Genomic DNA, 17,772 nt, shown 5'->3' on the forward strand with positions numbered 1-17,772 from the left:
ATCTTTAATTAGTGCCCCTATTAATGATATTGTCGTTTTGCTTCATTACCTCTTCGGTATGTGGATCTACTCCAACTTCACCAAACTTTACTCTCGGTTCTTTAGTCACTATTTTTAATCGCTCGCTTTTATCCGATTCACTCTTATTATTCGCTTTTAGATCTTCACGTTCATCTAAAGTTTCTCTCAGCATGGATTCAATTTGTTCTAACTTGGCACTGGTATCATTTCTATGGGAGGATAATTCGTCTTTGAGTTCTGCTATGGCATCCAATATCAAATCCAACTTTTTCTCTATGTCGCTCATAATTAAAACCTCGCTTTCTAAAATATTGATTTTATTAAATAATAACATAATTATCCATTTGTAAAGCGACCTTTTTTCTGACTTATCTAAATATATTCCCCTCCCTATACTTCTACAACAAAAAAGAATCGAGAGATGAACAAGTGTTTCACTCTCGATCCTTAGTCTCATATTGGTTCCTTACTAATAAGGAATAACTTCATGATTTAATAAATAATTTAATCTCATTTCCTTCTACCTTAAAACTTTTCATATCTGGTTTACTTTCAAAATATAATTCATTTAATATGAGGTTACTTTGAACTAATTCATCATATCTATTCAATACTTCTTGTAGCCTTAGATCAGTTTGAACAAAAAGGTCTACTCGTAACTCTACTGGAAGATTCAATTCTTTCCTATATGTTTGGACAGCACGAATGAATTCCCTTACCAAGCCTTCTTCTTTTAATTCTTGCGTTAATTTTGTATCTAATAGAGTTAGGAAATTACTCCCTTCCAGTAGTTCAAAACTACCTTTGCCTTTTTTCTCAATAAGTACGTCATCCGTTGTAAGAGTGACAGTATCACCTGAATTTAATAATAACTGTATCTCTTTTTCTTCAATGAATTTTCCCTTTTCTACCTCGTCTAATTCTTCAACTTTATTTTTAACTTCGCCCATGGCTTTGCCTAACTTCGGCCCGACTACAGAGAAGTTTAATTTGAAATCAAGCTGTAACAAATCATGATAATCCTTCTCAAACTTTACTTCTTTTATATTCATTTCATCTTTAATAATAGATGAATACTTTTCCAATTGAGATAGAGTGGTTTGTTCTGTCGGAATTACAACTAATTGAGCTAATGGTTGTTTAGTTTTTATTGCTACTGTATTTCTAAGGGATCTTGTTAGCTCTATTATTTCCAATACGGCATCCATATCATTTTCCAATTGTTCATCAATAAGCGTTTCATCTGGTTGAGGATAATCCGATAAATGCACACTTTCTTTCACTAAGTTTGAGTATATGTCTTCTGTAACAAAAGGTGTATAAGGAGCCATGAGTTGCGTGAGCTTCTTCAAGACCTCAAATAAGGTGCTAAATGCTGACCTCTTATCATCATTCATACCACTGCTCCAAAAACGTTGTCTGGAACGCCTTACATACCAATTACTAAGTTCATCAACAAACGTTGCAATGGATCTTGCCCCTTTTGTAATATCATAATCATCTAGACTTTGGGCAACTTCCCTAATAACAGTATTTAACCGAGAAAGAATCCATTTATCGAGAGTTGTCTGAGTCCCACCCAAGTCACTATCTGGATTAAATTGATCAATTTCTGCATACATGGAGTAAAAAGAATAAACGTTCAAAAGTGTATCAATCACTTTAGACTTCGCATGACTAACAGTCTTCTTGGAAAAGCGTTTATTATTCCATGGTGAACTGTCAGCTAACAACGCCCATCTTAATGAATCAGCACCGAATTCATTTATTAGCTCAGAAGGGTTCAAGGCATTACCCTTACTTTTCGACATCTTTTGTGCATTTTCATCTAAAATATGTCCTAAAGAAAGTACACGTTTATATGGTGATTTTCCAGTAAACAAAGTAGAAACTGCTAATAAACTATAAAACCATCCTCTTGTTTGGTCAACACCCTCAATAACCACGTCTGCAGGAAATTGTTTCTTAAACATATCTTTATTCTCAAATGGATAATGATATTGAGCAAATGGCATCGATCCGCTATCAAACCATACATCAATAACTTCGCTTGTTCTATCCATCCTACCACCGCAAGAGCAAGTTAAATGCACTTTGTCAACATAGGGTTTATGCAATTCCATGTCTTCTGGCACTTCTTCTACTGAAAGTTTTCTTAATTCTTTGGCCGAATTTGGGGCTTTTTCTTTACCACACTCTTTACAAACCCAAACGTTTAACGGTGTTCCCCAATATCTGTTTCTACCTATATTCCAGTCAACCATATTATCTAAAAAGTTCCCAAACCTGCCATCTTTCATATGAGAAGGAAACCAGTGAACTTTTTGGTTATTTGATTGCATTTTTTCTTTTACTGCTGTCGTTTTTATAAACCACCCCTCCATAGCATAATAAAGAAGAGGACTGTCACATCGCCAACAGTGTGGATAGCTATGTTCATATTTTTGCTTATCAAATAAAAGATTTTCCTTTGAGAGCATTTTTATAATTTCTACGTCACACTCTTTTACAAATTCTCCTGCAAGTGGGGTTACGTATTCCTTATAGCGACCTTTTGAATCTACTACATTTACATAATCAAATTGATTATCCTGAATTGCCTTGTAATCATCTTCTCCATGGGCAGGTGCTATATGCACAATACCAGTTCCACTTGTATCAGTAACAAAATCTGCATCGAGAACTTTATGTCCATTGGTTAGTGTGACATAATTAAAAGGGGGTTCGTAAGAGAGACCAATTAAATCTTTTCCTTTAAATACTTCCAGAGTCTCATAATCCTCCTTAATTACAGTGGAAACCAAAGACTCTGCAAGAACAAATATTTCTGATCCTTGTCTAACTCGTACATAATTCATATTAGGATTAACAGCAACAGCAACATTACCTGGTAATGTCCATGGTGTTGTTGTCCAACCTAATAGATATTCATTTGAAGTTCCCTTTAATCGAAATTTGGCTGTAACGGATAAATCAGAAACATCTTTATATCCTTGTGCAACTTCGTGAGAACTAAGTGAAGTCTCGCAATGTGGACAATAAGGTACAACCCTGTGTCCTTTATATAAATAACCCTTCTCATGTATAGTGGATAGGATATTCCAGACAGACTCAATATACTCGTTGTTTAAGGTTACATAAGGATCATCCATATCTACCCAATAACCAAGAGCCTCAGTAAATTGTTTCCATTCATTTTCATAGGCAAAGACACTTTCTTTACATTTCTGAATAAAATTTTCGATTCCGTACTCCTCAATTTGATCCTTACCACGAATACTCAATTGTTTTTCAACTTCTAATTCCACAGGTAAGCCATGTGTATCCCAACCGGCTTTTCTTAAAACCTGATAACCAGACATTGTTTTGTACCTCGCTACAAAGTCCTTGATTGTTCTTCCAAGGGCATGACCTGCATGTGGCAAACCATTTGCAGTTGGAGGCCCTTCATAAAAAACATAGGTCTCTCTTCCTTCTCGGTTAGAAATGGAACGTTCGAACGTTCCATCCTTTTCCCATTTTTCACGAACCCTTAATTCCCTTTCAACACTGGATTCCTTCAACATTATCACCTCATTATAATTAAAAAAACTCGACCCTACATACGTAGAATCGAGTTTATAAATAAATATATAATCTTCTTTTAACTAAATAAAAAAACCATAGTAGTGGTTTTTATCAGTTCATTACACTACGTACTATCATACGTGTCCCTGATATCGGTAGAATGCCGTCAAAGTTTAAAAGCTCTTTCAACTTTGCTTCTCGGAGAGGATTTTCATTATGGTCTTAACATTGACTTCCAGCAAATCGTCAACTCTCTGTAGATAAGATAAACATAACTACTCTTTCTCGTCATCAAATTATTTATTAAATTATATAAATAATAACTAACAGTGATTTAAAAGTCAACTTACATTTTTCATTATTAGCAACCTTCTCCTAATTACCTTAACCCTTATCTTCTACTTTGTGCCTTTGTAACTAAGTTTTACAAAACCACCAAATCCCCCTCAACACCTTCTTCCACTTGCGCCCACGCCCTTTTTCACCCCTCTTTTCACCCTTCTAAAAACTACTTTTTACAAAACAGAATAGAAATTAAGGTGATAGGAGAGGCGACCTTTTGGCTTTTCCTCACGCTTTTCTTCACGCCTTTTCACCCTATTGTCCTTTAACCTTAAACCTTGTCCTTTTACTCCCACATGCTCTTTCTGACTTTAATCCAAATAAAAAAAACGAGAAACGTACCAATGGTACGCCCTCGATTCTGAGTGCAGTGTTAGAATAATCCGATACATACATATTGTCGGGTGCTTCCCCTTCTTTGTAAAACTGACTTACAGATTGTAAGAAGAGTTACATTTTTGAAAGGGAGAGTTACAGATAGACAAATCAGTTGTATTATAAAGTTCAATCAACACGACAATAACACTTTTAACTTAAATCCCTGGTTTATCAACAAATCTGAAACCTTATGCCTTAAAAAAATCAAAAAATACTTTTTTAGGATTTTTGGTTTCTACTATGTGGATTGATAATAATAACTTCGCAAATCCCCCACTCTCCCGCACCACTACAGCATTCTCATTATTTCTCTTTTTTTCAGCGATAATAATAGCTCCCTGATCAAAAGCCAGTAGTAAGTCATTATTATCTCGTGATAATAGTAACTTGCGAGTCAAAATGAAATGAATCGGAGAAAAAGCGGGAGTAAAAGTTCGTTATCACACGTTTTTATTATCAAATTTCGGCGATTTCGCAAGTTATTGTTCTTGTTAGAAAGGTTTTATTAGCTGGTTACATCACGTGTACAACCTTTTTATAAATCACCGAAAACCTCCCCCCAAACCCGCATTCCACCGTTTCAGTTAAAATAAAGTTTTCCGACAGAACCCCACTTTTTCATACTTTTATGATAAAGTTTTGCCGTTTTCCGCCGCTTTTTCACCTGTTTTTTCACCTTTTTTTCAGAGTTAAAATAGAAATCTCCGAGAATGTTGCGTAACAGAAAGATAGTAGAATGAAGGAAAAGGAAGGAAGAAAATATGGGTTAGTATTTTAATAGATTTTGGATGGTTTGTTGACAAAAATCCTGAGTGGGATATTGGACAAACCCAGTATTGACAATGGATTGAGCTGTAATTAATTTATGAAGAAACTATTAAAAAGATATTGAAATGTATTGATTTGGACATGAAAAATCCCGGGTTTCTATTGAAAAAAACCCGAGAAAATATTGGATCCAATCCCGAAATCGGAAATGTTTATTATTACGAAATCAGGGGTGGAATCGGAAATGTATATTATGTTTAGGTGATTTACTTTTTAGTTAGACATAGTAGATAGAAGATTTGTAGAGATTAGAAGAATTATTCAAACATACTTTAATCAAACTGTTACACTTCCTTTAATTTTTCCATTCATCTTCATAAATGGACAGATAAAGAGGTAAGAATACTCCTTCACCCTTATCTCCGTAATAAACCCTGTTGTATTCTACATTAAAACCACTTGCCATATAGATAATAGCATTTCTCACAAGCCTTATTGTTTCATAAGTAATTTCCTTCAAATCTGAGTAGCTTACTTTATACTCAAATTTATCATTATCTGCTAATTCTTCATCAAGAGGTTTGTCATAATGATCAAGAACCCTAATGTATCTATGTTCAATACAATTACGTAAAAGTCGTATAGTTTTTAAGTCACCTGATTTCCGGTCCAAATCCCTACTTAACCAATAAAGAGCATTAAAAGGGCTCCCTAATGCAACATCTAACTCTATTTCTTTATACCAACTTTGAAAATCTATTCTAAAAGTAGGTATTTCTTGCTTATGGAATTTACAACAAAATAAACCTATCTTATCCAAAACACTAAATGCAGTTTTTAAAGAGATTTTGAGTAACTCCGTCCTATAACCGAGTGCAGGATAATCTAATGTATTAATAAGAACATTGTAACGTTGTGATTCATGAACATTATCTTCACCTATTAGAGTATCTATCTTATAAAGAAAGTATCTAGCCATATTGTATTCTTGTTTAATGGTATTAAACCAAGAGTAATACTCCATGTTATTCTCTTCGCCAAAATATCCTAATCCCATATCAATCATTTGTATATCATCCACATTCCCATAATCATAGAATATGTTAACGTAATTTAGGGTTAAGTTTTTCCTCGCCGACCAAATTTTATAATCGTCATCAACATCTAGTGTTATTGACCATGGTTTAACATCTGATAGGTGAACATTAATTATTTTCTCCATATACCCTTTCCAGTCAATGAATTGTGCAAGTACATCATTAGTCATATCGTCAGACGTTACATTATTACATACATCTTCCAACTCAGAAATGCCTTTTTCCAAGAAAAATCGCATGACAGGTCTATTAGTAACTTTTGTTGATAGTGAATGATGTTTAATAGCTAAATTTGCTCTAGCCATTGGGAATTCATCAACAATATTTCCTACCTTCTTTAACTCTTCAACTGATTCAACTGTTCTTCCCATTTCATTATACACATTGGCTAAATTCACATAAATTTGTGAGATATATGCTTTGTTTAAAGTATCTTCTTCCACTTTTGATAAAACAATAGCATCCCGAAAACTTTTTATTCTCGATGCAAAGTTTTCAAAAACAAAGTCAGCATAATTTTCGTATTGCCTTAATATCTGAGATACCTTTTTAAATTCTTCAAACTCTTTATGAGTTATATACTGTAAAATGGCCCTATAATTTGAATTAGTGTATAAGTACATAATCTTTTCTTTATTATTAAGTTGCTCAACATCAATTGAATTAAATTTCTCTTCTATAGTAGAAACAAACATTAAAACATCTGTAACATCATTAGATTGTTTCTTCAATAGGTTTTTATCTAGCTCGTCAACTACACTTCCAATATCCATTAACTCAACCATATAATCTCTAACCATTTATGTCTCCCCAGCTTAACTATTTTGATTCAATAAATAAGTACTAATTTTAATCAATAATCTTAAACAGAAATGCTTACACAGTGAAGTATAATATACAAAAAAGCCTTAGTATACTAACAAGTTGACATCATTTAGCAAACTTTCAAATAATCTCACACACATATGTTTATCTTCTAAAACCTCGTATACTTTAATTAACTCATAATAGCTATCATGTCCCCCGCCTTCATTTATTAGGTAATTGACCATTTGTTGTTTTGTATTTGCATTATCTAAAGCTGCGGCAATCCCCAAATATAAGTATTCACTGTTTTTCTTGAAGTAGATCATATCGGGATATCTATTTACACACAAATGATTAATTAATATATTAATGTTGCCAAATATATCTACACACTTTTCAACCAAACATTCATACTGTTCAAGGGTATCAATGCAATACTTAGAATCAAGATAATTGAAAAACTGTTCAAGTTTTTCTTTAGAATCCAATCCTCTGATTATTTTAGTTAAGGTCATATTATCTGATTTAGACACCGTCGCTTTAGGATTAATATCAGATTCCTTTTTCTCGTCGACATCTACCTGCTTTGAAAATCGTTCACATAATTTAATATAGCTTTGAAACTCGGTTGAATATAGTTCTCTATCCCAACCAGCATAATCAAGTGCATCTATCTCTTGTTGAATTTTTTCTAAAATCTTTGCATGTTCTTTTTTACTGTAAAAATCAGATAGACCTATAGCAAGGTATACTTCTATTTTTCCATAATAATAAGACCAATTTGTTCTTTGATGATAATTATCGAAATAGGGATTAAAATTCATGATACATTTTTCAACTTCTGTTAAAGGGATTCCTAAATCCACCATTGTATACGCAACTTCACGATGTAATTTATTATCTAATTCCACAAACCTCATCGACTTTTCATAACAATAGAATGCAATTTCAAAGTTATTTCTAATCAATACCTCAATTAACATTTCAAATACTTTATTGTCTACGTGGTTATTGTTTAATGTAAGAGCAATATCTATCAGTTTATCAACATATATATACGCTTGTTCTTTTGATATCCAATAATTTCTGAGTAAAATTTCAAATGATCCGATTAGTATTTCATCAGCTAAAGTATCTTTTCTGGAATTCATTCTCATTATTCCATGCTCCACACCACTTAATAAAAATTGATAACTTACATTTTCATCAAAATCGGCTAACAAACAGGAAATAATAAACATGGATTCACTTGTACTAGAATAATCTATATCTTTATAACTCTCTTCCGACGTTAGCCATAGTAACTCATCGGTACTAAATAATTTCCTATATCTCTCACCATCAGCTTTCTTTATCTGGAAATATACCATTTGCATATTTTCTATTTCTTTATGGTTTAGGTAATTAATACAACCTTTTACTGTTTTTAAATTCTCCCCAGTAAGTACAAACACATAGCCAAGTAGTAAACGAACATAGTATCCTACAGTTGAATTTTTTAGAATAGTAGAAGTAGAGAATAATTTTACTATTTTAGCTAAAGAGCAAGTACCATCTAATAATAAGACATACATTTCATAAAACTTATTGTATACCATTAGGCTACTGTGTAATTTAATTTCCATACTTTTATTGTTCTTATCTGGCAATGACAAAAATGCAATAACGTTATGGTGGTTTTTCCAAAATACAGAACTTTCTATTCTCCCTAATTTAGTTATATATTTTTCTATACATTTTGTTTCCTCATCAGTTAAAACCTCCCCGGCATATTTTTTAAACCCATATATTAAGGCTTGATGTAACCCTTCAGATGGATTTAAAGAACTAATTCTTTTAAAGATTTCATTTTTTAATACTGGAAATTGTTGAAGTGACGCTAAACAATCAGGCTCACAAATTGAAATTAGATAGGATCCCAACTGGTATTCATTAAAGTCTTTTAGTAGTGATACAAACTCATTAGGTCGTTCCATAGTTAAAATATATGTTAGTGATTTCATAACAGTTAAAATTTCGGGTGTATAATCTTCCACAAATTCCTCTGCTGATAAATCATCTTTAATCTCAGAAACCATTTCTTTATATTCAACTACACCTCTTTGTCTAATAACTATATCAATATAAAACTTATTTCTCCAAAATTCATTTGCAGCTTTTTCTTCTGTGTAGTAAAGTCTATATTTTACATTTAAAAGTAGTTGCATAATTTTCTCATATTTCTCAAGAAAGAGTTTTACAGTTCCCTTTTTATTTTGTTTATATAGCTCCACTAAACTTCTAAGGAATATTTTCAATAGGTAATCTATTTCTGTATCTTTGGATTGATTTTTCGTTGTTAATCGTAGCAACTTTTCTATAATCTTATTTGGTAACTCCAGAAAATAGTCTTTAAAAACAAGGTTATCATCATTTATAATGACCTCAAAGATGTCGTTATTCTGGCTCGTTAATGCGTACGTCAAGTAGTCTGACCACTTATAATAAGGTTCATCTGCTCCCCAATTTTTGTTTTTCCCTAAATAAACACCATATAATTCCAAACTTTGAGATAAAACTAAGTTATTTGTCTTAATAGCTTCATTTTTCAAATATGGAATTAACATTTTATAGAAAAAATCTATATTAGTAAGTAAATGTTTTTCACGGAGAAACCTGCTATCTTCCTCCATTTTTTCAATAATACTGAGCATAAGAAAGTATTCCGAATACCTTCTATGCTTATATGTATAGGATTGTACTGTGTTAGTTCCATAAATATCAAAGTAATTTTCTGCCAAAAAGTCAATTATTCTATTAATCGAATAATAATCACATCTTGGTAATAAATCTAAAAGTAATGAATACAATTCCTCGTACTTAATACTTACAATTTGATGTTCAAAATTATATAATGATATTTGCTTATTCAGTTCAATAATGGTATCTTTTTTAGGATTGGGTATATTTAGTTCGTTTAGATATTTTGTATGAGATATATTATTTAAGGTCTCGTTAATATGGACTTCTATTAAGTCTGTTAAATAACTATCACTGTTGATTTTATCAATTTGCTTCCAAAATATGGACAATGTTAATGTATCCTGAATACCACTAAAAATTGTTGGATTAGTTTTAGCTAAAATATGTAGTTTCTCTTGTTTCCTAACATCGCCTTTTTCAGAAAAGTATCTTTCAATTTCCTCTTTTGATAACTCCGTTATACGATATTCATCTAAATCTTTATTTCCCATTTTTAGCTTTATCTTATTTGAACTTGCTATTCTACAAGAAATAATTATTGTCTTTGTTGATTTTTTCTCAGCTAATTCGAATATATACGCTAAAGTTGTATCAATTCTAGTATCTGATACCTCATCTAATCCATCGAACAAATATATAAAATTATTATTTTGTCCCGCAAAACCATATTCATTTTTTCTATTTCTTACAATACCTTCAAGACTTTCTAAGGAAGTTGTGTTCAAATTTACATATATTGATGTAGCTGCAATTTTATCTAATACTGCTATTTGGTCTGATTTGCTATTTTTATCAGAACCAGTATAAATTTGAAATAATTTGCTCATACATACACTTTTACCAGAACCTGGGGGGCCCGATATTAGATTTATTTTTCCATTATTTCTCAAAGCTAAATTTGAATAATCCGTAATAGATATTTTTTGTTCCTCGCCAAAAAGGTTTAATTCAATATACTCCCTAGACATTAATAACGTGTTCAATCTCATACTTTTACTATCCTGTATGTACCCCAAATGATCTGCTTCTCCAAAGAACAGTTGAACTAAATCTATATTATTTGGTTGATTAAGGACAATATCAAAATTAGACGGTAAAAACCATTGCACTGTCACACCTTTTTTATTACACTCTTCTACAATTTCTTGGGCACTTTTACTACTAGCTTTCATATTACAACTTAAAAAGATAATAATATGATCTAATCTGTTTTTCTTGGGATCTTTGTTTGTAAAGTGATTTAGAGCCTTAGTGATGGATTGCTTTAGATTTGCGTAATTCATTTTTTCAAAGAACTTGGATTGAAAACCATAATACTTCCCGTCAGAGTATTGATATGGTTCTGTCTCCAAACCTACTTGATTGAAATCAGCAATTGCCCCCTCTGTTATCCCGAATTTTCTACAAAAAATGTGATAACATAATAATTCAAAAGCATCGGTGTAATTACTATTCTTCACTTTAAATTTATCCCAATTGATAATATACATTTAACCTCTCCTCCAAATTTAGAAAAGCTCCTTTTTCCTTATTGCACCAAAACACAACAAAAGTTATTCAAAATGAGCGTTCTTTTCCTGACAATTTTAATTTTTGCTCCATTGCCAAGCATTTAGGAAAATCAACAATTCATCCCTATTGTATTCCAGAGCAATCTCAGGAAGTTCACCTTTCTCAACCATGAGTTGCAATCCCATTTCACCCGAGATCCTTGTATTGTAGTCAGGTTCTGGGCTATGGAGATACACCAGGAGCTTCTCCTTCTCATAACTATAAGCTAAGTTATCAAAGGGATTCAGTACCTCATATGTTGATAGTTCTTCGATACTCATGTTCTGAAGGTTTTGATGGATTTCACTTATCACCATCAAAAGAGCACCTAGATACTTTTCTATCATTTCTTGAACTGAGGGATTGAAAGAGGAGCTGATATTTATTGAGTATAGCCGTTGCATTTCATCAATTTCATGCCAATAGGCCTCACCTTCCCCATATCGCTCCAGATTCTCGTTTTTCAATATCTTTAGATGATCTATAGTTGACTGAGGTCTCTTAATCTCTGTTGCTTTAAGTTTATGTTGGTGGGAAAGAAAATCGTGTTCAATCTTCTTCATGACTTCTCTTAGTAACAAATATCTCTTATTTGTGTACTGAAACAATTCTTCTATTCTAATCGAATAAATCTGATCTTTCACACCAACTTTATTGCTATAGACTAAAGTCGCAAAATCTCCCTCTAATCTAGGTGTGGACCAACTTGCATAGTATCTGTTACCATCTTGTCCCTTCAAATTGACCGGGTGAACTCCAAACACCGCTCTTATATGTTTAAAATACTCATCATCTGATTTTTGTTTTAGAAAGATACTATTGTCTTTCTTAAAAGGGTATTCCAGTTTGAATACTCTAAAAAGTTGATGAACAGATTCTTTTACCAAATCCATTGAACATATTAGTTGCATTAAGTTTAGTGAGGCAACATTAGGATTTTTATGCTCATATTGAATATAAGGTATGCCATCAATAGCTACTTCAATCCAATCCATGCACGAACATATTATGTTCCAAAGGTTTTTCCCATGCTGATTTCGATATTGATTCAAAACAAAGTAATGATTACTGTTTACTACTCTACGAAATTTGCCTATCAACGTATTATCTAAAAACAAAGTATCTCCTCCATGCTTATCAGTCAAACCTTTTCTAATCCAGAATCTTCATCCTAGTGATTCAGAGCAGCATATATTTATCACTCTTATACTCTAATTCTACTAAAATAGTAGCACAACAAAAAGAAAAACAGTAAAAAGGACATATCTAATCAACGATATGCCTTGGATAAGAATTAATTTATAACATATAATATTTTTTTCACCATTAAGTCAATTAACCTACAAGTCTTAAATCTAAGTGCCTTTCTCTAATATTTCCGAAATTAGCTTTTTAACCTCTTTGTTGTTACCTCCAAATCCAGCATGTAACTGTACTTTATATACGGTCAACTTTTCCCTTTTCTTAATCCGGTCTTCTATTGCCCACTTAATCTTTCTGATTCTAAAATCATCTATACCCTCTTTGACATCCTCCAAATATTGTTGTGTCTTAACTAACTTTTCATTATGAAACCAAGGCCCAAATCCTAAAGTATTTCTTATACCCGATAGTGTCACCCTTATCGGTTTTCCTTCTTTCTGGAGGATGATTTCAACAGCCTCTCTAGCAAGCCGCAGGCATTCTTCATCTCTCTTCTCCCAATCGATCGTTCCAGCCTTTTCTTTCCCTAATTGAGCCTTTGGAGTTACTTTGTCATACCAATCCCTGTCATATCTATAAATCCATGTATGTAGCCCTTTTCCCTTCTCTTTTAGTTGACTTCTATTTGCACCTGGATTTTCCTGAATTAATTGCAACCACTGCTCTCTTCTTTTTTGAATATCAAAACTTGGATTATGTTGGACTGTAACAGATTTTCTTCCTACTACCTTCTTACTCTGAAAGAGATTATCCAGACTAACGCCTAAGAATTGCAAGAATAATAAATGTCGCAAGGGGCTTCTATTCTTATTGTTATTTCTTACAAACAATCGAATCCAATTTGATGGGCTCTCAGGATCAATATTGCTCTGCATCATTTCCAAATACTGCTTCGGGTAAAAATTCAAGAATCGTTCTTGAATATCCTTCATATACAAACTTCCATTTTTAGAAGCTAACCTTCTTTCCCTTAATCTATCAATATAGAATCCAATAAAGTACTCTAATTCTTTTCTAGGGAAGTTGCTCCTCAATAATAATTCTGCATTATAGATGTATTGAAGATTTAATAGCTTTATATTATCTGAATAATTATCTCCTAATAGATTTTCATCGCAAACTTGTTTATCGGCACATATAAACTCGATACCACTTTCTGTACTTAGTACACTACTATCTTTTAGAAGGACCTGATGTTTTAAACAGTAGTAAGCACCAACTAGCTGATGAATGGTACGCCAATAACTTTCACCCAATACTTCCATATCCTCTTTAAAGCATACTGGACAGTATCTTAAATAACTCGACTTTCGTACTTTGTCACCGCCTAGACCAATTAGTTTTTCGACATTATTTCTTGAACCATTCGAACCCCTTCGCATCGTTTCATAAATCAAATTTGACTTTTTTTGGGATAAGATGGATGTGAAAAAGGGAAACAAAGTATGTTTTTCAATTATCTCTCTAGCAGTTATCTTTGACGTTGGTGGAAGGCATTCTACAAAGGAATTAACGTATTGAGGAAAGAGAGAGGAAGATACTAAAACGTACCTTCCATACAAATCCTCTACTAAGGCCCTTTTACTAACCATCCCACACATTCTTCTATAGCGTGCAAGAACAGAATAGAAAAGCTCATTTTCATATATTTGGGGTAGAAAATTAATCATAGTCTGTCCACCTCAACCCTTTCGTTGCATCCTCTATATAGTCATTTTCAAGAAGCATTTCGTAAGGGTTTTTTTCATAATCTATTCCTTGCTGAAGTAAATATCGTAAATCATCTTCCTTATATTTTTTACGCTTTGCCTTCGTCTTTGGTTTTTCCACCTTTTCAACAATTTTTTCTTCCTCTTGCTCTTTTTTCTTTATCGGTTCTTGTTTTTTTGTTTCTTTGCTCTTGGTAACAACAAGTTGCTCCAAATCTATCCTTCTTATATCTTCATACTTTGCAATCTTATGAGGATTGCCAGACCTAATAGCCTCTAACATTGGTTGAAGCAGTCTGAATTTCTCTTTTGCTACCTTCTTAATTAGCTCTATGGATAGTTCCTCTTTCCCACTTTCTATTGCCTGCTGCTGTGAATATACAAACAACTTTATAACTAAATCCGATATACCTTGAGTCTCTTCATAGAAGGTCCTTGCAAATTCCTCATTAAAAGGAACATCTTTTCTTGTCCATTGATATTTCCACACAGACTCAAGCAAGAAGGTAAATTCATTTCCATATTGCATATTGTTATAGATGATCTCTGCATTTCCCGTTAAACGCCTTGTCATTCGTAATTCCTTTCCAAATAAATCATATGCACCCGGAGTTCCAATCAAACAGAGATTAATTCCAGTATTAATTAAGTACACAAAAAAATTCATGATTTGTTCTGCACCACGCTTCTTTATATTCTGTGTTTCATCAATAATAAGAAGACCTAATCCTATATTGTGGGATACCTGACTGATTAAAGGTAGCATGTGATCTACAGACATATTCCTAGAAACGTATTTCTTATAATTATTTGTACCTAGAAGCTCATCTATTTTCATAAAAAACTGAAGGCATAAAGCCTTTAAACTCGAATTACTAGGAGCTTCTAATTTAAGCCAAACCAATTGGATTTGATTGTAATGAATATTCTTATACTGGCTATGTACAATTATTTGAGGAATATTAATAAGCACCCGATTAATAGTGGTTGTCTTTCCGATACCTGAAAAACCAATAAACGTTCCACATCCAGCAGTAGTTCTAAAATTATGCCTGCTATTAATATCGAATGAACGATTGATTATTTCTTTACCAGATTCATTGATGTACTCTTTATAGTGTTTGTCAAATGGATTTCTTGCCAAATATCCTTGCATAATTAATGAATGGATCATATTCCAAACATCTACATGTACTGGCAAGGGAGTAAACAATTGAAATAAACGATTTGCCATATGGAGACGGTAAGCACTATCCACATGCTTTTCTTCTTCCTTATAGATTGGTTTAACCATAAGTTTTTTAATGATTCCTGCTTTATCCAATAATGGAGGCAATGCCTGAATCAAAGGATTTTCATTAAACTCTTCCAATGGAAACTCCTTGTACTCTGCTTTAATAGCTTCCATGCCATTGGGTAAAAATATTGGCTCATTCACTGTCTTCATCCCAATCTAGCTGTTGTATATATTTAAATATACTTAGTTCGTCATCATTATTCTCTTGTGATTCGACTGTATGTTGAGTTTCTATTTCTGTTTCTTCCTTTTTCTTTCTGATTAATTCACGTTGTAATTCCCGTTCCTGTCTTTGGTTTTCCCTGATGCCTCTTAAACGTTGAGATTTGCTTAAAGAGTCATCTTTCTCCATTTGTGTTTTCTTCTTTCCTTGTCCAACAATCGCTTGAATATCATCATATAACTTCATTTTCTCTTGTAGTTCTTGTTCCTTACTTTTGTCATCCATCGACTCTTCATATTTCATGATCTGATTTATTTCATCAATACCTTTATGCCTGAACTTAGTTAGATTCTCGAGAAGTGTTAATTGATGAAACTCCCCATCCTCATTAATTGTATATACATACGTTAGGTCTCTTGGATCATACCAAATTTTTATTTTTCTACTACCATTAATCCTCGCTAACTGATACCAGTTATTTTTTAATGAATAATCTGAAGCATAAAGCATTTTCTTAAACCTTACACCACGTGATGTAATGGATGCTGTAACAGTCGGAAGTAAGTGCATCTTCACTGTTTGTTGTGGTAATACACGTAATTGCCCTTTCATATTTTTCACACCATAATTCCATAACTTAGAAGGGATTTTCTCTGTATCTTCTTTAATCATCATTTCATCTAGCACATAATCACTCAATACGTGATGATTATTATGGAAAAGTACGCATTTTAGGATAACCTTTGTAAAATCTTCTAAAGTCAAATTTGCTTGTAGTCTATAATCTGTTTCTCCTCTTTCTTTTAATTCTTTTCCGTTCTTAACAACCCCATCAGCAAACGGCTTTACTTTAACATTTAACTGAGCAAATGCCTGTTCAATAATTCCTTTGTAGTCAGCCCTGTAGGGTGGAGCATTCTGGATAGAGATACCTAGTCCAGCAATAGCATCTTCTATTTGTCTACCGTTTAGTTCACCTCTGTCAGCAAAAATCCTTTGTGGTACACAAGCCACATCCCACTCCTTTTCATCCAGTGTGATACCATACTGTTTACAAAAATCCCTCTTCGGCAACATGCTATTTGCAAGAGCAACCATAACACCGGTATATGAATTAAATGTTTCAAAGGTAACGTTAATCCCGACAATCATTCTTGAAAACACATCTATACAACAAATTAGAGTTGGTCTACCAACTATTAAATTACGATCAACCGAAGAAACTAAATATATATCAAATTGTGTTGAATCAATCTGCCATAGTGTTCCTGGTCCCAATCCAGCATCTTGGGTGGAGTTACCAATAATAGTTCTGTGATTCTGAAAATAGTTTCTTGTTCCTTTTCTATCAATCAATTCCTTTTTCGAATTGTTTAACTTCTTATACCAATACAAAAACTGGTTATAGCTTGGTATTTTAGAAGGATTCTGTAAGACACGTAATTCCTTCCCTTTGTCGTCAGTTCTTATCTCTGTAAAAAAGTCCTTTAGTATTAATTCATAAGTTGTTTTAAGAGAATTCTGTCTTCCATTGTAATAATAGCGATTCAAACCTGTTTTGAAGTATTTTTTAATCTTATCATCAATATTAACTCCTTGACCGGATCCAGATTTTCTTGGTCTCCCTCTTTTCTTGTTACCGACTGATTTTTCCCCCCCTTTAGTTCCACATAAGCGAAAAGCCGGAATAAGTCCATTTTTTATCTTGCCACCCTTCCAATAGCGAATTAGATAATTTTTCATAGTAGAATAATTAATTGAATAGGATTCCAGAGCTTTTTTAATAGCAACTTCTCGGTATTTATTCTGGAAGATATGTACATTTGACTCCACTTCCTGGAACACATAGTGAACAATGTCCCAGGCACGGTTTCTTCTTTTTTTTTCTGCATCACTTAGCTCTTCTTCTGATATGAATTTGGAATATGGATCTTCTTCTAATACCTTTACTTTCCCACCTTTATAATCAGTAGTAACCTCATCTTTATCAACCATATATGGCCATCTCATTGCATTCATATCAATTACATATATAATAGAAGAAATTCTTTCATAGTAAACAACTCGAACTGTTCCCCCATCATGATACTGCAATAATAAATTCTCTGTTAGTTCCAACTGAATACA

At 32.8% G+C, this 17,772-nt stretch carries 8 protein-coding genes; all 8 read right to left on the minus strand.

Features of this window, described 5'->3' with window-relative positions; genetic code table 11:
- Positions 1-4: 4 nt before the first annotated feature.
- A complete protein-coding gene (locus QGM71_RS12210) occupies positions 5-307 on the minus strand; it encodes a hypothetical protein (RefSeq protein ID WP_327607834.1) in 303 nt (100 codons plus the stop codon).
- Positions 308-506: 199 nt separating this feature from the next.
- Positions 507-3,587 carry an isoleucine--tRNA ligase gene (gene ileS / locus QGM71_RS12215; RefSeq protein WP_327607835.1) on the minus strand — a complete coding sequence of 1,027 codons (3,081 nt, stop codon included), beginning with the start codon at positions 3,585-3,587 and terminating at the stop codon, positions 507-509.
- A gap of 1,844 nt (positions 3,588-5,431) precedes the next feature.
- Entirely contained in the window at positions 5,432-6,973 is a 1,542-nt protein-coding gene (locus QGM71_RS12220; protein ID WP_327607836.1) for an LA2681 family HEPN domain-containing protein, read from the minus strand.
- Positions 6,974-7,081: 108 nt separating this feature from the next.
- Complete coding sequence (locus QGM71_RS12225) at positions 7,082-11,212, minus strand: NACHT domain-containing protein (protein ID WP_327607837.1); 4,131 nt, start codon at positions 11,210-11,212, stop codon at positions 7,082-7,084.
- 96 nt (positions 11,213-11,308) lie between these two features.
- Positions 11,309-12,391 carry a hypothetical protein gene (locus tag QGM71_RS12230; RefSeq protein ID WP_327607838.1) on the minus strand — a complete coding sequence of 361 codons (1,083 nt, stop codon included), beginning with the start codon at positions 12,389-12,391 and terminating at the stop codon, positions 11,309-11,311.
- A 237-nt stretch (positions 12,392-12,628) separates the two neighbouring features.
- The gene (locus tag QGM71_RS12235; RefSeq protein ID WP_327607839.1) at positions 12,629-14,146 is read right to left on the minus strand and encodes a TnsD family Tn7-like transposition protein; all 1,518 of its coding nucleotides are present in this window, start codon (positions 14,144-14,146) and stop codon (positions 12,629-12,631) included.
- On the minus strand, positions 14,139-15,623 hold the full coding sequence (locus QGM71_RS12240; RefSeq protein ID WP_327607840.1) for an ATP-binding protein: 1,485 nt from the start codon (positions 15,621-15,623) through the stop codon (positions 14,139-14,141). Before QGM71_RS12240 ends, QGM71_RS12235 begins: the two co-directional genes overlap by 8 nt.
- Positions 15,616-17,763 carry a Mu transposase C-terminal domain-containing protein gene (locus QGM71_RS12245; protein ID WP_327607841.1) on the minus strand — a complete coding sequence of 716 codons (2,148 nt, stop codon included), beginning with the start codon at positions 17,761-17,763 and terminating at the stop codon, positions 15,616-15,618. The genes QGM71_RS12240 and QGM71_RS12245 overlap by 8 nt, the downstream gene beginning before the upstream one ends.
- Positions 17,764-17,772: the final 9 nt, after the last annotated feature.

This window comes from Virgibacillus tibetensis (assembly GCF_036026595.1).
GTDB lineage: Bacteria > Bacillota > Bacilli > Bacillales > Amphibacillaceae > Virgibacillus_P > Virgibacillus_P tibetensis.